General features: G+C 71.6%; 22 protein-coding genes and 1 pseudogene. 11 read left to right on the plus strand and 12 right to left on the minus strand.

Features of this window, described 5'->3' with window-relative positions; all coding sequences use genetic code 11:
- Nucleotides 1-288 precede the first annotated feature (288 nt).
- Nucleotides 289-660 carry a hypothetical protein gene (locus J7E86_RS23545; RefSeq protein WP_215083930.1) on the plus strand — a complete coding sequence of 124 codons (372 nt, stop codon included), beginning with the start codon at nucleotides 289-291 and terminating at the stop codon, nucleotides 658-660.
- Nucleotides 661-813: 153 nt separating this feature from the next.
- On the opposite strand, the pseudogene J7E86_RS31315 reads toward J7E86_RS23545, so the two are convergent.
- The 3 genes and pseudogenes from J7E86_RS31315 to J7E86_RS23560 all read right to left on the minus strand — a co-directional run.
- A pseudogene (locus tag J7E86_RS31315) lies at nucleotides 814-1746 on the minus strand (DUF5995 family protein); the annotation flags it as partial.
- A 51-nt stretch (nucleotides 1747-1797) separates the two neighbouring features.
- On the minus strand, nucleotides 1798-2031 hold the full coding sequence (locus J7E86_RS23555) for a hypothetical protein (RefSeq protein WP_215084013.1): 234 nt from the start codon (nucleotides 2029-2031) through the stop codon (nucleotides 1798-1800).
- 165 nt (nucleotides 2032-2196) lie between these two features.
- Nucleotides 2197-2607 (minus strand): SRPBCC family protein, encoded by a 411-nt coding sequence (locus J7E86_RS23560; RefSeq protein ID WP_215083934.1) that lies wholly within the window; start codon nucleotides 2605-2607, stop codon nucleotides 2197-2199.
- 1177 nt (nucleotides 2608-3784) lie between these two features.
- Here J7E86_RS23560 and J7E86_RS23565 point away from each other — a divergent pair.
- The gene (locus J7E86_RS23565) at nucleotides 3785-5965 is read left to right on the plus strand and encodes a SpoIIE family protein phosphatase (RefSeq protein ID WP_215083936.1); all 2181 of its coding nucleotides are present in this window, start codon (nucleotides 3785-3787) and stop codon (nucleotides 5963-5965) included.
- A gap of 19 nt (nucleotides 5966-5984) precedes the next feature.
- On the opposite strand, the gene J7E86_RS23570 is transcribed toward J7E86_RS23565, so the two are convergent.
- The 3 genes from J7E86_RS23570 to J7E86_RS23580 form a co-directional block, all read right to left on the minus strand.
- Nucleotides 5985-6254, minus strand: coding sequence for a hypothetical protein (locus J7E86_RS23570; protein WP_215083938.1), 270 nt, complete (start codon nucleotides 6252-6254; stop codon nucleotides 5985-5987).
- Nucleotides 6254-7933, minus strand: coding sequence for a ubiquinol-cytochrome c reductase cytochrome b subunit (locus tag J7E86_RS23575; protein WP_215083940.1), 1680 nt, complete (start codon nucleotides 7931-7933; stop codon nucleotides 6254-6256). Before J7E86_RS23575 ends, J7E86_RS23570 begins: the two co-directional genes overlap by 1 nt.
- A 291-nt stretch (nucleotides 7934-8224) precedes the next feature.
- Nucleotides 8225-8464: a DUF6480 family protein gene (locus J7E86_RS23580; RefSeq protein ID WP_215083942.1), complete on the minus strand. Its 240-nt coding sequence runs from the start codon at nucleotides 8462-8464 to the stop codon at nucleotides 8225-8227.
- Nucleotides 8465-8531: 67 nt separating this feature from the next.
- Here J7E86_RS23580 and J7E86_RS23585 point away from each other — a divergent pair, with 67 nt between their 5' ends.
- Nucleotides 8532-8756 carry a hypothetical protein gene (locus J7E86_RS23585; RefSeq protein WP_215083943.1) on the plus strand — a complete coding sequence of 75 codons (225 nt, stop codon included), beginning with the start codon at nucleotides 8532-8534 and terminating at the stop codon, nucleotides 8754-8756.
- A gap of 137 nt (nucleotides 8757-8893) precedes the next feature.
- Complete coding sequence (locus tag J7E86_RS23590; protein WP_215083945.1) at nucleotides 8894-10021, plus strand: amidase domain-containing protein; 1128 nt, start codon at nucleotides 8894-8896, stop codon at nucleotides 10019-10021.
- A 47-nt stretch (nucleotides 10022-10068) separates the two neighbouring features.
- On the opposite strand, the gene J7E86_RS23595 is transcribed toward J7E86_RS23590, so the two are convergent.
- A complete protein-coding gene (locus tag J7E86_RS23595) occupies nucleotides 10069-10728 on the minus strand; it encodes an NAD(P)-binding domain-containing protein (RefSeq protein WP_215083947.1) in 660 nt (219 codons plus the stop codon).
- A 402-nt stretch (nucleotides 10729-11130) separates the two neighbouring features.
- On the opposite strand from J7E86_RS23595, the gene J7E86_RS23600 reads away from it, so the two are divergent.
- Nucleotides 11131-11448, plus strand: a complete 318-nt coding sequence (locus J7E86_RS23600; RefSeq protein WP_215083949.1) for a hypothetical protein — start codon at nucleotides 11131-11133, stop codon at nucleotides 11446-11448.
- A gap of 35 nt (nucleotides 11449-11483) precedes the next feature.
- On the opposite strand, the gene J7E86_RS23605 is transcribed toward J7E86_RS23600, so the two are convergent.
- Entirely contained in the window at nucleotides 11484-11960 is a 477-nt protein-coding gene (locus tag J7E86_RS23605; protein WP_215083951.1) for a VOC family protein, read from the minus strand.
- Nucleotides 11961-12211: 251 nt separating this feature from the next.
- Entirely contained in the window at nucleotides 12212-12718 is a 507-nt protein-coding gene (locus J7E86_RS23610) for a carboxymuconolactone decarboxylase family protein (protein ID WP_215083953.1), read from the minus strand.
- A gap of 201 nt (nucleotides 12719-12919) precedes the next feature.
- Here J7E86_RS23610 and J7E86_RS23615 point away from each other — a divergent pair, with 201 nt between their 5' ends.
- Entirely contained in the window at nucleotides 12920-13222 is a 303-nt protein-coding gene (locus J7E86_RS23615; RefSeq protein WP_215083955.1) for a DUF1232 domain-containing protein, read from the plus strand.
- Between the two features lie 128 nt (nucleotides 13223-13350).
- Here the strand turns inward: J7E86_RS23615 and J7E86_RS23620 are convergent, their stop codons facing one another.
- Together J7E86_RS23620 and tnpA are read right to left on the minus strand one after the other, a co-directional pair.
- The gene (locus J7E86_RS23620) at nucleotides 13351-14733 is read right to left on the minus strand and encodes a S8 family serine peptidase (protein ID WP_215083962.1); all 1383 of its coding nucleotides are present in this window, start codon (nucleotides 14731-14733) and stop codon (nucleotides 13351-13353) included.
- A 182-nt stretch (nucleotides 14734-14915) separates the two neighbouring features.
- The gene (tnpA, locus tag J7E86_RS23625) at nucleotides 14916-15332 is read right to left on the minus strand and encodes an IS200/IS605 family transposase (protein ID WP_215083964.1); all 417 of its coding nucleotides are present in this window, start codon (nucleotides 15330-15332) and stop codon (nucleotides 14916-14918) included.
- Between the two features lie 26 nt (nucleotides 15333-15358).
- On the opposite strand from tnpA, the gene J7E86_RS23630 reads away from it, so the two are divergent.
- From J7E86_RS23630 to J7E86_RS23640, 3 genes are all read left to right on the plus strand, one after another.
- On the plus strand, nucleotides 15359-16585 hold the full coding sequence (locus J7E86_RS23630; protein WP_215083966.1) for an RNA-guided endonuclease TnpB family protein: 1227 nt from the start codon (nucleotides 15359-15361) through the stop codon (nucleotides 16583-16585).
- 72 nt (nucleotides 16586-16657) lie between these two features.
- On the plus strand, nucleotides 16658-17065 hold the full coding sequence (locus tag J7E86_RS23635) for a peptidase inhibitor family I36 protein (protein WP_215083967.1): 408 nt from the start codon (nucleotides 16658-16660) through the stop codon (nucleotides 17063-17065).
- A 187-nt stretch (nucleotides 17066-17252) separates the two neighbouring features.
- Entirely contained in the window at nucleotides 17253-17573 is a 321-nt protein-coding gene (locus J7E86_RS23640) for a hypothetical protein (RefSeq protein ID WP_215084015.1), read from the plus strand.
- Nucleotides 17574-17717: 144 nt separating this feature from the next.
- On the opposite strand, the gene J7E86_RS23645 is transcribed toward J7E86_RS23640, so the two are convergent.
- Nucleotides 17718-18098, minus strand: coding sequence for a helix-turn-helix domain-containing protein (locus tag J7E86_RS23645; RefSeq protein ID WP_215083969.1), 381 nt, complete (start codon nucleotides 18096-18098; stop codon nucleotides 17718-17720).
- Between the two features lie 59 nt (nucleotides 18099-18157).
- On the opposite strand from J7E86_RS23645, the gene J7E86_RS23650 reads away from it, so the two are divergent.
- On the plus strand, nucleotides 18158-18763 hold the full coding sequence (locus J7E86_RS23650) for an NAD(P)-dependent oxidoreductase (protein ID WP_215083971.1): 606 nt from the start codon (nucleotides 18158-18160) through the stop codon (nucleotides 18761-18763).
- A complete protein-coding gene (locus J7E86_RS23655) occupies nucleotides 18760-19191 on the plus strand; it encodes a nitroreductase/quinone reductase family protein (protein WP_215083973.1) in 432 nt (143 codons plus the stop codon). Before J7E86_RS23650 ends, J7E86_RS23655 begins: the two co-directional genes overlap by 4 nt.
- Nucleotides 19192-19308 lie beyond the last annotated feature (117 nt).

Raw genomic sequence — 19308 nt, forward strand, 5'->3', positions numbered from 1 at the left:
ACCGTGGTCGGCGCGCCGCGCGCCGGAACGCCGCCGGGGCGCGAGTACGGGCGCCTGGCGGCGCGCCCCCCGCCCCGCCCGCGCCCGCCGCTCATGCCTGCCTCCGCTGCGCGATCCTCCCCCTCCTGCGTCTCACCGATCCCACCACTCCCTCCGGCCGCGCACGGCGGGGGAGTGCTCTCACTCCCGTGCGCCCCCACAACACCACCCCGTCACGCCTTGTAGCCGTACGACCCCCCTCCGTAGCGTCGAGGAATCGGAGCTTCCGCATCCTTCGAGGAGGTCGAGATGCAGCGCACCGCCATCCTCGCCCTGGCCGCCGTCGCGGCCCTGGCCGGCGGCGTGGCCAGTGCCACCGCCCACGGCGATCCGGGCACCCCGCGCCCGAAGGAGAGATCCGTGCGGGCGGGCATGGACGTCGGCGGCTTCGACCAGGTCTTCGGCGACGCCGTGGAAGTGGCCCCGGGCGCCAACGGCCGCTCGACGGCGGTCTGCCCCGTCGGCCGCGTCCCCGTCGGCGGCGGCGGTGAGACCTCCGCGTTCCGCATCTTCGTCACCGACTCCTTCGCCCAGGGCGCCAGCTGGGTCACCCGGGGCACGAACACCGGCTCGGCGCCCGAGTCCATGCGGGCCTTCGTCCTGTGCACCGCCCCCAGATGACCGCCCGGCGCACTCAGCCGCCCTCCCGCACCCGCCCGAGCCCGGCGGCGCCCACTTCACCGCCGGCCGGCCCACCGCGACGCCCGGCCCCCGGTGGCAGTACCCGTCGCGCACCCGCCCGTAGCCCGGCACCCTCACGGCCGCCAGCAGCGTCCCCCACGCGGTGGCGTTCGCCTCGACGGCCCGCGAGGCCGCCCGCCACCGCTCGCCGCTGCCGGCGACGGCCAGCCGCCGGGCGTGGTGCCAGGCGTTCTGCCGCCACAGCACCAGCAGCTCGCGCGCGGTGAGCCGCGCCAGGGGGTTCCACCGGCCGTCGGCCACGGCGAGCAGCGGATCGTAGCGGCGGGCGATGTCCCGCACCGCCGGCCCGTACGCACGGTCCAGGACGGCCTGGGCCCGGTCGAAATCGCCCTTGCGCGAGGTGCCGTCGGCGCGGACGAGCCCCAGCCCGGCCAGGACGTAGGGCATGTCGCGCTGGATAGGGGCGTTCGCACCCAACAAGGCGTCCTGCCCGGCGTTGCTGTCGCCCCCGCGCGCCGTGGCGAAGGCGATGCGCCACGCCTACGGCACCGGCCGCCCCGCCCGGTCGGCCTCGTACGACCGCAGGTAGGCGGACACGAACGCGGCGTTGAGATCCCCGGCCGCCCACGACGGCTCGTCGAAAAGCCCCGGCCGCTCCCGCAGCGTGCCCGCCAGCGCCTCCTGCACCCGCACGTACAGCGCCGCGAACGGCGCCCGGCGGTCACAGCCCAGCCCGTCACGGACCCCCGCCAGGGCCCGCTCCAGGACCGCCACACACCCCGCCACCGGCCCGTCGCAGGACGCCGGCACCCGCCCCGGCCGCACCCGCCGGCACCCCAACCGCCGGCCCACAGCACGCCCACCGCCACCGCGGCCGCGACCGCCCGAACGGGCTTGCTCACGCGCACACCAGCAACCTTCCGACGCCTGGCGGGAAACAGCCGAAGGCCACCCCCGGCCCTGCCCAACGAGAGGGCCCCCACCGGGCAACCCCCACCGGACAGCACCACGTACGGCCGTACGGGTGAACGCGCGCCCCGGCGGCACCGGCAGCCCGGCCCCCACACCGTGGTGCGGGTCTCCTTCACCGACGAGAGCCCGCCGCCCCGCCAGGGCTCAGGCGTGGTCGGCCAGCCCGGAGTAGCCCTTGGCCCGCGCGCAGTGGGCGCAGCAGAAGAACATCCCGTCGGTCTCCAGGCCGTGGCCCAGGATGCGGCACCCGCAGGTGTCGCAGATCGGCGCGAGCTTGTGCGCGGCGCACTCGAAGCTGTCGAAGACGTGCACGGCTCCCGCCGCGCGCACCTCGAAGGCCATCTCGTAGTCGTTCTCGCAGACCTCGCACACCGCCATGTCGTTCATCCCTTTGCTGATCGCCCGCCGCAAACCGCTTCGTTCGCCGTCCGGCGCCCGGCCGCCAGGATGCAGCACAGGAGACCCCGCCGGACGGCAGCGCCACGGCGCATGCGGGAATCGGGGCCTGCACGTCGCCCGCCGGGAGCAACCGCGGGCGCCCGTTCAGCCGCCGTCGTCCACGCGCAGCCGCACCTGTTCCTCCAGCCGCTCCAGACTGTTCTCCAGCGCCGAGCGCACCGTCTCGGCGCCGGGGTCATGGCCCTCGTCGAAGAACGACAGATGGACCGTCACCTCGCTGGCGCCGCTGCCGATCCCGGCCACTTGCAGCCATCCGGCGTAACTGCCGCTCTCGCGCGTGCCCCACTCCAGGCGCAGCTGCTCCGGCTGGGCGCGGAACAGCGCGGGCGCGTCCTGGCCGCTGGTGTCCTCGTGCACGGTGACGGCCGGCAGGTCCTCGGCCCGTACGTGCAGTTCCGCCGGCATCCAGCTGTCGAGCCGGCGCACCTCCCTGGCCTGGTCGAAGACATGCTCCGGCAGCGCGGGCATCGTACGGGAACTCTCGTATTCGCTCATGCCCAACCCATCCCTTGACGTCAATGGCCTACCTCTGGTGAGCCCCTGCCCGGTGGCGGCGCCCGGCGGCGCACAACCACCCGTTCGCCGCCGGCCGGCTCCGCCCATCGGCCCCAAGCGGCCCGCGCACCGGCCCTTCCGGCCCCGGCGGCCACGCACCACCGCACCCGGCGCCGACCGGGGGCGCGGCCCCTGCGTCCCGCTCGCCACATGGAGGAGTTCGGCGTGTCAGCGCTGACCCGCACCCCACGGCGCATCCCCGCCGTTTCCCCAGCTCAGCGCCCTTGTTGATGGTCCGGGCGGGTCGTGGCCACGCGTGGTGATGCCTTTGACAGTGCCAAGGAGGCGGTGTTTAGTGGCGGTGTCGGAAGACGCGTTTCCCTCGCACCCGCCCCGGCGGCGGCATGCCCGCGGAAAATGCGAGAGCCCCACCCCCTCCGTGCCGGCCAAGCCCTCGGGGATGAGGCCCTCTGCAACTACGGCGGGGCCTCGACCACCGGGTCGGGGCCTTCGCTACAGGCGGTTCGGTCAGGTCAGCAGCTCCCGCACGGCCTTGGCGGCCGTGTAGAGCGGGCCGACCCAGCGGACCCAGCGGTAGAGCCGGTCCCACCTGTCGCCGCGGTGGCCCTTTGGAGCAGCCTCCATGAGGTCACCTCCCTCCCGGAGCCCAGTACTGTTCGTGGACCCCATGGGCGACGCCCGCGAAGTACCGAACGGTCCCGGAAGGGGAGTTGGTACCGGTAGATTACCGGGCCCCCGCGATACCCACCCGGCACCGCGATACCCGCGATCCGCCCGAAAACCCCCGCAGCCAAGCGATCTGAGGGCCCGCCAGGACACGCGCCGCGCCCCCGCCCGCCCGCCGCAGACCTCCGGCCACCGCTTCCACCAGCGCTTATGCCCCGAACACCGGTCACGGGGCCGCCGGTGGGGCAGTGGCGCGTCCGCCGCCGACGGCGGCGGACGGGAGCGCGGGCCGATGGGTGGAAAACCATCCTCTCGTACCAACCGAACACCGCGCGGAACACCCGCCGGCAGGGCGGGAAGCACCCCCGGCCCCGCCCCGGCACCGCCCGCCACCCCGGCCGCACGCAAGGCCCGCCGTCACCCTGACGCACCAGACGTCCCCGCGGCGCCGCACCGCCCGCTCCGGCGCCCGTACGGCACTCTGGGACCTATGACACGGCCGCCAGGACGACCCGCCTTCGACGCCCAGGACGGCGCACCGCCGCCCTGGGGCCCGGACTGGTCCATGTTCGACCCCGCCCCCGTCGCCATGGCCGTCACCCGGGGCCCGCGCCACACCCTGGCCTACACCAACCGCGTCTACCGCGAGGTCTTCGGCGACCGCCCCCTGGGGCAGCCCCTGGCCGAGGCCTTCGCCGACCTGCGCGAGCGCGAGTACTTCGACCTCTTCGACCGGGTCCTGGACACCGGCGAGGCGGTCTCCGTCACCGCCGCGCCCGTCCGCATCGCCTCCGGCCCGGGGGAGGAGGACGGCCGGGCGCGGGAGGAGGACGGCGAACGCTTCTTCACCTTCAGCCTCTCCGCCCTCACACCCGGCCACAGCGACCGCCACGGCGACGGCGAGGGCCGTGCGGCCGCCCCCGGACAGCCCCCCGGCGACGCCGGCCGGCGCGGCGTCCTGGTCGTGGCCGTGGACGTGACCGAACAGGTCCGCACCACCGAACGGGCCCGGCAGCAGTCGGAGGAACGCCGCCGCGCCCTGCGCCGCTACGAGAGCCTGGCGGCCACCGGCACCCGGATGATGTGGGTGACCGCCGCCAAGGGCGGCACCATCGAGCCCAGCCCGGGATGGGAGGAGGTGACGGGCCAGAGCTGGGAGGAGTTCCGCGGCGACGGCTGGCTCGACGCCCTGCACCCCCACGACCGTGCCCCGATGCTGGCCGCCTGGCGGCGGGCCCTGGAGGAGGTGCCCGAGCAGTTCGAGTACGTCTACCGGCTGCGCACCGTCGACGGCACGTACCGGCACTTCGACGTCAAGGCCGTCCCGGTCCGCGAGGGGGACACGGTCGTGGAGTGGGTGGGCACCTGCACCGACATCGAGCAGCAGTGGCGCGAACAGCGGCGCCGGGACCTCCTGGCCCATGCGGCTGCGGTCCTGGCGGAGGCCACCCAGCCCCGCGACGCGCTCACCGCCCTCGGTGAGGTGATCGTCCCGGCCCTGGCCGACAAGTGCGGCATCTACCTCCTGCCGGCCCCCGACGGCCATGTGGCCCCCGACGGTCCGATCACCGTCGAACGCATCGCCACCCGCACCCGCGAGGGATTTCCCCCGGAGTTGCCCGGGAGGCGGGAGGAACGGCTGGAGGCCCACAGCGCGTTCGCCCGGGCGATCCGCGAACGGCGCACGATCCACGCCACGTTCACCCCCCAAGCCATCCCGCCGGGCACCGCACCGCCGGCGACGGTCTCCTGGCTGGAGCGAGCCGGCGCCCACAGCATGGTGATCGTGCCCATCGTCATCGACGGCACCCTCGCCGCCGTCGTGGACGCCTTCGCCTGCGGCGACCGGGAGCCGATCGGCCCCTCCGACGTCGCCCTGATGCGCGAATTCCTGGAACAGGCCCACGAACCCCTGCGGCACATCGCCGAGTTCCAGCGCACCCGGCGCGTCGCGCTCGCCCTCCAGCACAGCCTGCTCACCGAACCGCCCCAGCCCCAGGGGCTGCGCATCACCGCCCGCTACCTGCCCAGCCCGACCGCCGCCGAGGTCGGCGGGGACTGGTACGACAGCTTCGTCCTGCCCGACGGAGCCCCGGTGATGGTCATCGGTGACGTCGCCGGCCACGACATCGCCGCGGCCGTGACCATGAGCAAGATGCGCAACATGATGCGGGGCCTGGCCACCGACCGCCAGGAACCGCCCGGTGACATCATCCGCCGCCTGGACCGGGCCACCCAGACCCTCAACCCCGAGGAGGGCACCGCCACCTGCGCCCTGGCCCGCCTGGAGAAGACCCCCACCGGCGGCTGGCAGGCCCACTACAGCGTCGCCGGCCACCCCCCGCCGCTGCTCATCGCCCCCGGCGGCCGGACCCGCTTCCTCGACGAGGCCGGCTCCCCCCTGCTGGGCCTGCCCACCTGCGACGACTGGCGCATCAGCGCGGTCGAGCCGCTGCCCGCCGCCGGCACCCTCCTGCTCTACACCGACGGCCTCGTCGAGCGCCCCGACGAGGACATCGACCAGGGGCTGGAGCGCCTGCGCCGCGCCGCGGCCCTGCTGGCCGACGAACCCCTGGACGTCCTGTGCGACACGCTGCTGGCCGAGCCGGCCGCGACCGGCCGCGACGACATCTGCCTGATCGCCCTGCGCGTACCGGACGCGGCCGCCTGACGCGCCGCCCCGGGCCCGCCTATCGCCCGCCGCCGGCAGGGCCCGGCGCCACCGGAAGCGTCCAGTCGTTGACGAGCCGTCTGGCCCGCCCCGCGTCATCGGCGAAGACCAGCACCTGCAGCCGCCAAGGGCTGCGCCGCCGCCGGGCGCAGGGGGCGGCGGTGGAGCGGATGCCGCAGGTGTCGAGGAAGCGGCGGATCTCCTCGGCGGCGCTCGCGGTGGCCACCCGTGCGACCGGCACCAGCAGCCCGTACGGGTAGGGCCGCCGCCCGGCGGGCGGGGTGCGCATCAGTGGCGGCCTTCGGGGACCCGCTCGTGCTCGCCGCCCGCGTGCGCCTCGGTGACCTCGCGGTACTCCTGGACGGTCGGTTTCATGATCTGGCCCGTGCCGTCGTGGAAGAAGGCCGCCGACAGCCGTGCCCGCGCTCTTTGCGCCCAGGAGACCTTGCGGGGTACGCCGTTCTCGTCCACCGGCGGGGGGAGTTCGCCGGGGGTGTACTGCTGGTGCGCGGTGAGGAAGTAGCGGTCGGCCTGGGCCAGCGGTTCGTGGACCTCGACGTACTCGCCGTGCGGTTTGCGCAGGATGATGCCGGACTCGCGCCCGTGCAGGAGCTTGTCCCGGTCGCGGCGCTGCAGTCCCAGGCACCAGCGTTTGGTGGCGATGAAGACGAGCACGGGCAGCACGAAGAAGCCGATCCGGCAGGTCCAGGTGATCGCGTTGAGCGAGAGGTGGAAGCGGGTGGCGAACAGGTCGTTGCCGCCGGCGATGAGCAGGAGCACGTACTCCGAGATCCAGGCCGCGCCGAAGGCGGTGCGGGAGGGGTTGTTGCGGGGGCGTTCGGCGATGTGGTGCTCGCCGGTGTCCCCGGTCAGCCAGGCCTCGAAGAAGGGGTAGCCCCACAGGACGAGCAGGATCAGCGGGAAGACCATCAGGGGGACGAACACCCCGAGCACCAGGGTGTGTCCCCAGAGGTTGATCTCCCAGCCGGGCATGAGGCGGATCAGGCCCTCGGAGAAGCCCATGTACCAGTCGGGCTGCGCGTCGGTGGTCACGTGGTCGGCCCGGTAGGGGCCGTAGGACCAGATGGGGTTGATCTGCGCGACGGCGGAGAAGGCGGCCAGGACGCCGGAGACGATGAAGAAGAAGCCGCCGGCCTTGGCCATGTAGACGGGCATCAGGGGCATGCCGACCACGTTCTTGTTGGTCCGGCCGGGCCCGAAGCCCTGGGTGTGCTTGTGGTAGAAGACGAGGATCAGGTGGGCCACCAGCAGGCCCAGCATGATGCCGGGGATGAGCAGGACGTGGACGGTGAACAGCCGGGGCACCCAGATGTGGCCGGGGAACTCGCCGCCGAAGACGAACATCACCAGGTAGGTGCCCACGATCGGCACGGAGAGGATCGCGCCCTCCAGGAAGCGGATGCCCGTGCCCGAGAGCAGGTCGTCGGGAAGGGAGTAGCCCATGAAGCCGTCGAACATGCCCAGGAACAACAGCCCGGCCCCGAACAGCCAGTTGATCTCGCGCGGCTTGCGGAACGCCCCGGTGAAGAAGACGCGCATCATGTGCACCAGCATCGCCATGATGAACACCAGCGCCGCCCAGTGGTGCAGCTGACGCAGCAGCAGACCGCCGCGCACGTCGAAGCTGATGTCGACGGTCGAGGCGTAGGCGTCCGACATGAGAATGCCGTTCAGCGGCGTGTACGAGCCGTGGTAGACGACCTCACCCATGCTGGGCTTGAAGAAGAACGTGAGATAGACGCCGGTGAGGATGATGACGATGAACGAGTAGAGGGCGACCTCGCCCAGCATGAAGGACCAGTGGTCCGGGAAGATCTTCCTCAGATTCGCCTTGGCGAGCGAGAACAGCCCGAGCCGGCCGTCGGCCCAGGTCGCGAGCTTCTCACCCCTGGACGCCCCGCCGGAGGGACCCGTCCCGGCCGCAGGGGTGTGATGCGTCTTCGTCATGCGCCGCGCTCCCGGAGCCTGGTGGGCAGTGTTTCCCGTCCTGCCCCTGATACGTACAAGTCGCCATGCTTGCGCTATGCCCCATCTTCTACCCGTGTCGCCGCAGAACGCGCGCTTTGCGGGGAGTGTCGGAAGAGTGACGGGCCGGGGAGACGCCGCGCCCCGGTCCTACCGTGGGACCGTCCGAAAAGCGCCGGAAACGGCCGCGGGAAGCCGGAAACGCCGCAGGGCGCCCGAAGACGCCGCGGAACACCGCGAGGATGCCGGGAAGCTGCCGGGAGGGCGCCGGCCTCAGTTCCCCAGGAGGGACACCACCATCGCGACGAAGAGCGCGGCGACCGCCAGCACCACCACCAGGATCAGCACGAGCGGAAGTTTCGACCGCCAGGCCGGGGCGTTGCCTCTGGGCTCGCGCGGCCCGGCCTCGGAGGTACTGCCCTCGGCGGGCGGGGTCTCACCGGGCGGCACGCCCCCGCCCGGCTCCAGACCGGTGGTGTCGTCGGGGTCAGGGTCCATGCTGGGGGAAGTCATGCCGTATGAGTACGCAAAGTACGCGTATTCATTCACCGCAGGGGGGTCGATGTACGAGGGAGAGACGATGCCGACCGACGCCGTCACCGCGTTCCTGGGTGCCCTGGGCCCCGCTCACCGCCAGTGGGTGCTGGGGCAGCCCGAGGGGCGGCAGGAGGAACTGGCCGCCGCCTGGCGGGCCGAGCTGCGCGACGACACCGACCTGGACACCTACAGCGAGCTCTCGCCTCCCGCGGCGGCCGACGAGGCGGCCAGGAGGGTGGTCGAGGCCGCGGGCGCCGACCGGGAGTAACTGCACCTCAGAGCGTCTTTCGGGCCCGCTGTGGCCCGCCCCTTGGCATCTTGCGAACACCTGTGCCGATAAAGCGGAAGTTCGTGCGAAGATTCCGTCCCCCGGTCCGTCCGGACCGGGTGACAAGGGGAAACAACGTGAGACCAGCGACATTCACACCCGCTGTCGGCGCCGTACTGACAGTGGCCGTCTCGGCCGTACTCCTGCCCGCCACCACGGCGAGCGCCAGCGGGCAGAACCGCACCGTGGACAGCGCCACGGCCGCCTCCATCGCCCGCATCGCCGACACCCTGCTGACCGAGCGCACCACAGCCCTCCTCGACAGCGGACGGGCCCACCGCGCACCGGTCACCGGCGGCCACATACGCCTCTCGGCCGCCTTCGCACGGGCGGAGGACACCGCACTGTCCTCCCTGCGCACCCGCAAGACCCGCCTCGCCGCCCTGGGCGAGGCATACACCGCCGCCGACACCCAGGTCAGCGTGGACACCACCGAGGTCAAGGGCGCCCGGGCCACCGTCCAGGTCACCGAGACCACCACGCTCACCTACAAGAAGATCCGCGGCGACGAACCCACCACCACCGGCTTCAAGGCGCGCCACGAGCTCGTCCTGACCGCCAAGCCGGGCGGCACGTGGGAGCTGACGGCCGTCAAGCTCAAGGACGACGGCCCCCGCCCCGTCAACGCACCCGTCGCCAAGGCGGTGACGAACAAGGTGGCCGGCCTGCCCAGCGCCACCCCCGCCGCCACCTCCTTCACCATGCGCCTGGCCCCCAAGAGCCGCACCACCAGCGGCTACAACTACGCCGCCATGGCCGCCTACGCGGAGAAGTACTGGAGGAACTACAACCCCTCCTACCGCAGTTTCAACAGCCAGGGCGGCGACTGCACCAACTTCATCAGCCAGGCCCTCAAGGCCGGCGGCTGGAAGAACCTCCCCGGCGGCGCCGAGGACTACCGCAGCTGGTTCTACGACTCCTCCACCCAGTCCACCTCCTGGGTCGGCGCCAACGAATGGTCCTGGTCCGCGCTGAACTCCCGGCGCGTCACCAGCCTGCCCAACGTCTTCCAGATGGACGTCGGCGACATCCTCCAGATGGACTTCGACGACGACGGGTCCAAGGACCACTCGATGATCACCACTTACCGCAGCAGGGCCGGCGTCCCCTACGTCACCTACCACTCCACCAACACCTACCGGAAGTCGGTCGCCAGCATCGTGGCCTCCAACCCGGACGCGGTCTACTACGCCTACCGCACCTGACCCACCCGTGGGCCCCGCCCCCCGGCGGGGCCCACCCCGGGCCTTCACTACGCCCTAAACGCCTCGGTGCGCTCCCGCGACGCCCCGGCGAGCGCCGCGGTGACCTCCTTCGCCCCCGCCCGCAGCCCGTAGACGGGCGTGTCCGGCTGCTGCCGCCAGGAGTCGTCGATGCCACCGGCGTCGACGCTGTCGAAGCCCAGCTCGTCGACCAGAGCCCGCACGACCGCCTTGGCCGCCTCGTCGTCACCGGCCACCGGCACCGCGATCCGCTCCGGATGACCGGCGGGCAAGGGCTTGTCGAGAAGGTCCTGGGCATAGGTGCCGTTGAACACCTTGATGACCCCATGGCCGATGTGCCGCTCGGTCCACCGGCTCTCCGTCAGCCCCTCCTCGATCGCCGGGATCCGCCCGTCCCGCTCCCTGGGGTAGTAGTTGCCGGTATCGATGACGACGACCCCCTGCGCCGCCCCGTCGAACAGCCCGGCCGGCAGATCGGGGACCGCCTTGAGCGGAACGGTCACCACCACGACCTCGGCGCCCCGCGCCGCCTCGGCGACGGTGACCGGCCTCGCCCCCGTCTCGGCGGCGAGATCCCCCAGGGTCTGCGGACCACGCGAGTTGGCGACGGCCACGTCGTGGCCCAGAGCGGTGAGCCGGCGGGTGAGGTTGCCGCCGATGTTGCCGGCGCCGATGATGCCGATTTTCATGGGAGCGTCCTTCGAAGACTGATCGACGATGTCGTGCCCGCCCCAACCACCCCGCCACCGCCGCTATTCCGCCCACGCCCCCTGCCGCCGGCCCGGGGATCAGGGCCGGTACGCCGTCACCGGCATCCGTGTCCCGGGCCACGCCCTCCACCACCGACACCACGGTGGACGTGGGAACGACCCGGGACAGCCGCAACCCCATGGCCTCGAACAGCCGGACGAGGGGCGGCACCCGCCCGCGCGCCACGGCGAAGCGACCGGTGCGGCACACGTGTCCGCCGCAGAACCCGCCAGGCCGGCCACCGTGCCAGGCCGGCCACCGTGCCGTGCGGGGCCGAGCGTCGTTGAGCGCATGAAGACATCCCGGGCCGATCGCCCGCTGTCCAGAGAAAGGGACGCACGATGCGTTGCACCCGCCCGGCCGTCGTCGCTCTCCTCGGCCTCGCCCTGACCCTGGCCGCCCACACGGGCGCGGCATGCGCCGCGAAAGGCCCGTTCAGCTGGCTGGGCCCCAAGGACAGGCCGTTCTTCGTCGAGAACCTGCCTGACGGCCGGTGCTTCACCATGAGCCAGGAAGCCCACGGTGCCCGCAACGGGACCGGGACACCGGCCGTGATCTTCTCCGGCAAGCAGTGCAACGGGAAGGCGCTCCGCCTCGCCCCCGGGCGACAGGCACCACGCGGCACTGTTTTCTCCAGCGTGCGCTTCGGCCCGCGCTGAACACCCGCTCCACGCCCCGGCCGGGCCGAGGAACCCTACGCCCCCTCGGCGGCCGCCCGCAGCGCGGCCAGATCGATCTTCTTCTGGCCCAGCATGGCCCGCATGGCCCGGCCGGAACGGTCCTTGTCGGGATCGGCGAGGATCTCGTTGGCCTGAGTGGGCCACACCTGCCACGACAGGCCGAACCTGTCCTTGAGCCAGCCGCACTGGACCTCCTGGCCGCCGTCCGCGGTGAGCTTCTCCCAGTAGTGGTCCACCTCCCGCTGCCCGTCACAGTTGATCAGGAACGAGACCGCCTCGTCGAAGGTGAACTCCGGTCCGCCGTCGATGGCGGTGAACTCCTGGCCGTCGAGCACGAAGTCCACGGTCATCACCGTGCCGGCCTCCCGGGGTCCGGCTTCCCCGTAGTACGTGACATTGGTGATCTCCGAGTTCGGGAACACCGAGCAGTAGAACTCGGCCGCCTCCTTGCTCCGCGTGTCGAACCAGAGGTTCGGAGTGATCCTGGGCATGGCCGTCTCCTGACGTAGCCGGGGCATCGGTTCTCCACCAGTACTGACCGAACAGCCCCGCGCGGTCCAGCGGCACGCCGGCGAAGGGGTGGCGCACCGGCACCCCGGTCGGCCGCAAAGGTCCCGCAGTACGAGCGAGACCCGGGGGAGGCCCGCCCCGGGCCGGCCCGTCGGCCGAGGCGGGCGCGCGCCCGGTAGCCGTGCCCGTGCCGGCGCGCGGACGGCGGCACCGTGCCGTGCCCCGGGTGGTCCTACTTCCAGGGGTCGGTGAACGACCGGCCGGGGACCGGCTTGGCGATCAGCGCCACCGGGATGAAGAAACCGACCTGTCCGATGGCGATCGTCAAGGTGGCCAGCGCCTTGGCGTCATAGTGCTCGGCCACCTGGGCGTACAGCTCGTCGGAGACCCTCTCGCCGTGCGGGGCGGGCAGGAACACGGCTTCGACCAGCGCCAGCGCGGCGCGCTCGGCAGCGCTGAAGTACGGTGCGTCCTTCCAGGACGCCACCGCCGTGATCCGAGCCTCGCTCACCTCCGCCTTGCGCAGGAAATCCGTGTGCAGGACGGTCAGATAGGTGTTGCCGACGATCTGGCCGGCCCGCAGCTGGACCAGGCTGATCGTGGTCCGCGGCACCGACCGGTTGCCGGTGGCCTTGAACAGCGCCGCCGATACCTCCGCCAGCTCGGGGACGAGGTCCAGAGGGTCCTCGGCCATCCGCGGCTCCATCGCAACCTCGGCAGTGATCGAACGTGCTTGCATCGCCATCTCCATCATTCGCGCTTTCATGTTGCTGTCACCGCACTGACGGATGGCGGCGCGAAAGTGTGACCGCTGGAGCCCGGCCGTCCCTGCCCGGCACGAAGGAAGCACCTTCCGACCGGCGCAGCCGCAGGCCGGGTCAGGACAACGGCCGGGGGCCCCGGGTACCGGAAGGACCGTGACAGGGGTACACGGTGGGCTATGAGCATCGAATTCTGGGCCCTGGTCTGCGGGGTGGCCCTTCTGCTGGTGGCGGCGGCCGTGGCCGCCGTGCTCGTGGCGGTCCGGCTCTTCCGGGCCCGGCGGCTGCTGCGGCACGCGGGCGTGCCCGAGAGCAACAAGCTGGCCTTCTGGGGAGCCCTGATCTACCTGCTCTCCCCCCTCGACCTCCTCCCCGACCCCATCTACCTGGACGACATCGGCGTCCTGCTCCTGGCCCTGCACTCCCTTCGCAAGGCCGCCCGCCATCCCCTCACCGCGAACGGGCCCACGCCACCACCGTGAGCGCGCCGGGGGCCGCGCGAGGGCGGGAACCGCCGGCAGGGGCGGTCGCGCGGGCTACGCAGCCGGCCGAGTTCCGCAGCCGTTACCGCACCAGCTCCCACCAGGCCGCCTCGGACGTGCCGCGACCGTCAGCCGCGGCGGCTCGCCCGGGCGAGGGCCGCGACGAAGCGGGAAGCGTCCAGGGTGCCGACGCCGGTGGCCATGTCGTAGCCGTCGACCGCGGTGTAGCCGGTCACGCCCTGGTAGCTGTTGTTCGTACCGTCGTTGACGTCGACGATCCCGGTGCGCCGGTCGTGGCGGGAGCGGGCCGAGAGGGTGTACAGCGCGTCGTTGATGCTGCCCACCCGGTGGCCGGCGGCCTGGTCGGCCAGGGCCACGATGCCGGAGAACAGCGGGCTGGCCTCGCTGGTTCCGCCGGTGATGTCCCAGCCGGTCGCGGCCGGGTCGTAGCTGGAGTACATCCACGCCCCGCCGTCGACCGCCGCGGCCATCGAGATGTCCGGGGTGCCGCGGCGGTCGCCGACGACGCTCTTGACGCCGTTCTGGAACGCCGGCCGGCCGAAGACGTGGGACTGGCCGCCGCCGCCCGCGCCGTGGTCGTTGTAGACGCTGTCGGGGGCGGTGCGCTCGCCCTTGTCGTTCAGGTGCAGCTGGGTGCCGCCGACCGAGGTCACCAGCGGGTCGGAGGAAGGCCAGGAGTTGACGCGCTCGTTGTAATAGCCCTCGCCGTCCGCGGTGTTGTCGGTGGCACCGCCGTCCCCGGAGGAGGCGAGCACGGTCACGTGGTTGCGGGCCGCGGCCTTGAAGGCGTACCGCAGGTTGGTGATGCTGGAGAAGTCGCCCTTGTCGAAGCCCGGGAACGTGTTCTCCGTGGCCCCGAAGCTCTGCGTGATCACGTCGCCGATGCCCCGGTCGATCATGGCCTTCTCGGCGTCCATCATCTCCGGCAGGCCGGTGGTGCCCTCGGTCTCCGCGACTGCCGTCTCCACCAGGACGATCTTCGCGTCGGGTGCCACGGCGTGTGCCATCTCGACGTCGAGGGTGCTCTCGCCCGCCCAGCCCGTCATGTCGCTGTTCTTGGGGTCGAACGCGGGCACCTTGCCCCACCTGACGACCTGCACCTTGGTGCTGGGTATCCCGAACTGCTTGCTGTAGACGTCCAGGTCGTGCTGGATCGTCGGCGAGCCGAAGGAGTCCACGATCACGATCGTGCGGCCCTTGCCGGTGATGCCGGCCTTGTACAGCGGGTTCAGGCGGTAGGCCTCGCGGTACTGCAGCGGGGTGTAGCAGTTGAGCTTCCACTTCGCCCGGCACTGCTCGATGGTGAGCGGGCTGCCCACGGCGCGCACCAGTTGGTGTCCGGCGAGGGCGGGGATCACCTTGGTGTGCGGGACGGCCTCGGCGTGCGCGGCGGTCCCGCTCGGCGGGGCGACCGTCAGGGCGGTGACCACGACAGCGGCGCCGGCGGCCGTCACCGCCATGGTGCGGGGCCTGGGGCGGGAAGTGCGCATGAAGTCTCCCTGGTAGGGGGCGGGCTGGCTGGACAGAGCGGCCTCCGCGATCCCACCTGCTGGTCATGCGCATAACAAGAGCGTTGATGACTTAATGTCGAACGTTTTACCGAAACTCTTGCTGAAGGCCCCGGCCTTCAGGCCGGGGATGAATGCATCCTGTGGCTGCTCTGATCCGCAGGTCACAGCGGATGTTTTTGTTGCTCGATGTACTGACGAATGATCGCCAACGGTGCTCCGCCGCATGAGGCCGCGAAGTACGAGGGTGACCACAGGTGTCCGTGCATGATGGCGCCGTTGATCCGGCCGGTGAACTCCTGGCGTATGCGACGGGCGGATACGCCCTTGAGGCTGTTGACCAAGCCGGAGACCGAGACCTTGGGCGGGTAGTGGACCAGTAGGTGCACGTGATCGCGCTCGCCGTTGAACTCCTTGAGGTCTGCCCCGAAGTCCTCACACACCTTCCGCATGACCTCTTCGCAGCGCGTCAGCATCTCGTCGTCGAAGACACCGCGCCGGTACTTCGTCACGAAGACCAAATGGACGTGCATCGCCGAAACTACATGCCTGCCACGGCAAAAATCATTCTGTGTGTCCATGAGACCAATCGTAGTATGGTCAAGAGATGCGGCTTCGATACCAGTACCGGGTCTACCCGGACGCCCCGCAGTGCCGTGCGCTGGCTCAGGCGTTCGGGTGTGCCCGCGTGGTGTGGAATGACTGTCTGCGCGACCGGAAGGAAGCGCACGCAGCCGGCCTGCCGTATGTGAAGTCGGCCGATCTGTCCAGACTCCGCATCACGCAGGCCAAGCGGACCGAGGAGCGGGCCTGGCTGGCCGACGTGTCGGCCGTGGTGCTGCAACAGGCCCTGAGGGACCTGGATACTGCCTACAAGAACTTCTTCGACTCCATCAAGGGCAAGCGCAAGGGGCCGAAGGTCGCTGCGCCCCGGTACAAGTCGAAGAAGGACACCCGGCAGTCGATCCGGCTCAACACCAACGCTTTCTCCCTCCAGAGCAACGGCACGGTGTACGTGGCCAAGATCGGCAACCTCAAGGTGAAGTGGTCCCGGCCGCTCCCGGCCGCGCCGACATCCCTGACCGTGGTCAAGGACTCCTCCGGCCGGTACTTCCTCTCCTTCGTGATCGACACCGATCCCGAGATCCTGGCCGAGACGGACACCGAAACCGGGATCGACCTCGGCTTGTCCGCGTTCGCGGTCCTCTCCGACGGCCGCAAGATCGCCGCCCCCCGCTTCCTGCGGCGGGCGGAGAAGAAGCTCAAGCGGTTGCAGCGAGACCTGTCCCGCAAGGCCAAGGGCAGCAACAACCGAGCCAAGGCCCGCATCAAGGTCGCCCGGCAGCACGCCAAAGTGGCCGACCGGCGCCGGGACTGGCACCACAAGGAATCCACGAAGATCATCCGCGACAGCCAAGCGGTGTACGTGGAACACCTCGCGGTATCCGGTCTCGGACGCACCCGCCTCGCCAAGTCCGTACACGACGCCGGATGGTCGGCGTTCGTCAACATGCTGGAATACAAGGCCGCCAAACACGGCCGGTACTTCGGCAAGATCGGACGCTTCGAGCCGACCTCTCAGGTCTGCTCGGCCTGCGGCGTCAAGGACGGCCCCAAGCCCCTGCACGTCCGGGAATGGACCTGCAACGAGTGCGGGACCGTCCACGACCGCGACCACAACGCCGCCAAGAACACCCTGGCCGCCGGACGGGCGGACAGGCTAAACGCCTCGTGGAGCGCCGGTAAGACCAGGACGAAAGCCCCGGCACAGCGCGGTGAAGCAGGAAGCCACCGAGACGGTCAGACGACCGTGGCAGGAATCCCCGCCCTTTAGGGCGGGGAGCACGTCAATGTTGCGTTCAAGGAGTTCACACGTGTTCACGGCATATCGGCCAAGGAGCATCACATGAGGAAGAAGCTCTCCGCACTGCTCGTGGCGGTGGCCGCCACGACCGCCGCTGTGATGCCGCTCTCCACGGCACACGCGGCCGACGGGTACGACCGGTGCCCCGACGGCTACTACTGCCTGTTCTCGGGCCTCGACGGCAGCGGCGACATGATCAAGCTCAGAGGGAACACCCCGGACCTCGCGGCACTCGGCATGAACGACCGGGCCAAGTCGGACTGGAACCGGACACCCTCGACCATCCACCTCTGGTCCGATGCGAACTACTCCGGCTGCACAGCCGTGACCTCATCCGGCCCGACCGGCAAAGGCAACTTCTTCCCTGCCTACCAGGACTACTTCAGCTCCGTGCAGTTCGACGGTCCGGGCGGCCCGAGCTGCGGCACACCACCCGGCGAGGGCGGCTGAGCCCCACGGGCCGGCCGGACTCACCTGCGCGGGACGGTGACCCCACTTCGCACTCGCGGCCCGCCACGCGATCACCACCCGGAAGGACGCGTACTGCACGCATATCGCGTTGTGAGTCCAGGGGCGCCACCATAAGGTCACCGGCATGTCGGTACGTCTTCGTATGCGCCAAGCACTGCCGGAAGCGATGCGCGCCCGTGACAAGGCCACGGTGAGCGCCCTGCGCGCAACGCTTGCCGCGCTGGACAACGCCGAGGCGGTGCCCGTGGACGAAGCCGATGTCCGCGGCCCGGCCCTTGAACACTCGCCGTTTGGCGTCGGCGTCACCGAAGCCGTGCGGCGTGAGCTGAGCGAGCGCGGTGTGGCGGATGTCGTGCGCGCCGAGGCCGCCGAGCGACTGGAGGCCGCAGCGCAGTTGACCGCGCCCGCGCACGCCGACCGAGCCGCGCGGCTCCGCACGGAGGCCGCCGTGCTGCTTCGCTTCCTCGACGGTCCCGCCACCGCATAGGACACGGCGCCGCATCGCTGGCGTCGGGGCGCCGAGCGCTGGAACCTCTGGCCGCCGGCCGAGCAGGCCGACCACGCCCGGCCCGGGCCGATACAGCGCCCGCCGCGCTACGCCCACTGGGACGCGGGCACGGGCCGCCCATGATCAGCGGCCCGAAACGCTCGCCTCCTGCGCGTCGATCAGCTCGTCCCAGTGCTCCCGCGTCCATTCGCAGGCCGTGTCCAACGGGCCCAGCAGGCCACGGCCGAGCGGGGTCAGGGCGTATTCGACGCGACGCTCCTCGTGCTCCTCCCGTACGACGAAGCCGTCCCGTTCCAGTCCGCGCAGTGACTGGGTCAGCGACTTGGCCGTGATGCCGCGCAGGGGGACCTTGAGCTCCGAGAACCGGCGCGGGCCGTCCTGCAGGCAGCGCAGGATCAGCGTCGCCCACTTGTCGCCCACGCGGAACGGCACCAGGGGGGACGGGCAGACGGGATCGAACATCTCGGGATCGAGTGGGGCCCGTCCGGCCTGCGGCTTCGTCATGACCTACACCGTAGGCCGGTATCCGATCGGAAACCAGCCCCCGGCCTACGCTCCCGATCATGGAAACGAAGAGCAGCAGGATCATCGTGTTCGGGGCGGGCGGCCGGGCCGGCCGGGCGGCCGTGGCGGAGGCCCGGCGGCGGGGCCACGAGGTCACGGCGGCCGGGCGGCCCGACGGTGAGGTGACGGACCCGGCGGCCGTGGCGCGGCTCGCGGCCGGGCACGACGCGGCGATCGTCGCCGTGTACGACCCCGGGGCGCTCCCGGGCGAGTTCTTCCCCGCCGTCGCCCGCGCCCTCGCGGAAGGGCTCCCGGCGGCCGGGGTGAAGCGGCTGGTATCGGTCGGGCTGGCGTCCGTACTGCCCACCGCGTCCGGGAACTTGCTGATGGACACCCCCGGGTACCCCCAGGAGTGGCGGGAGTTCTACATCGGCCACGGCGCCGGCACCGAGGCGCTGCGCGCGGCCGCGCCCGAGGCGCTGGACTGGGTGGTACTGAGCCCGGCGGGGGACTTCGACCATGAGGGCGAGCCCACGGGCGGGTACGCGCTCGCCCCCGCCACCGCCGACAGCCGGATCACCCCCGCCGACTTCGCCCGCGCACTGCTGGACGAGGCCGAGGCCCCGACCCTGCACCGGACGCACACCGGGGTATCCGCCGCATGACCGGCACGATCCACGACAACCCGACCCCCTGGATCGCCGACCACATCCGCCGCTTCGAGGAGACCGGCGGCCACCCCCGCCCCGGGATGGCCGACCTGCTCCTGACCACCCGCGGCCGCAAGTCCGGCCTGCTGCGCCGCACGGCACTGGCGTACGTCCGGGACGGGGACGCGTACGTCCTGACGGCGTCCAACGCGGGCGCGGACCGCCACCCGGCCTGGTACCTGAACCTGTTGGCCACCCCGGAGGTCACCCTCCAGGTCGGCGCGGCCACCTTCACCGCGACGGCCCGGCCGGCCACGGCAGCCGAGTCGGCACGCCTGTGGCCGGCGGTGGTGGCCGCGATGCCCTCGTACGCGGCCTACCGCACCGCGACGACCCGGGAGATCCCCCTGGTCCTGGTCACCCCCCTGGGGCGAACGGCCTGACGGTACGGTTTCCGCGCCGCTGATTCCGGATCGGGCTCAAGCGTCGCCCCGCTCATCCTGGCCGGGATCAGGTTCGCGCTCTGCGCGCTGCCCGCGGTGTCCTTCCGCCACGCCACC

The sequence above is a fragment of the Streptomyces sp. ISL-11 genome, from assembly GCF_018614525.1.
Classification (GTDB): domain Bacteria; phylum Actinomycetota; class Actinomycetes; order Streptomycetales; family Streptomycetaceae; genus Streptomyces.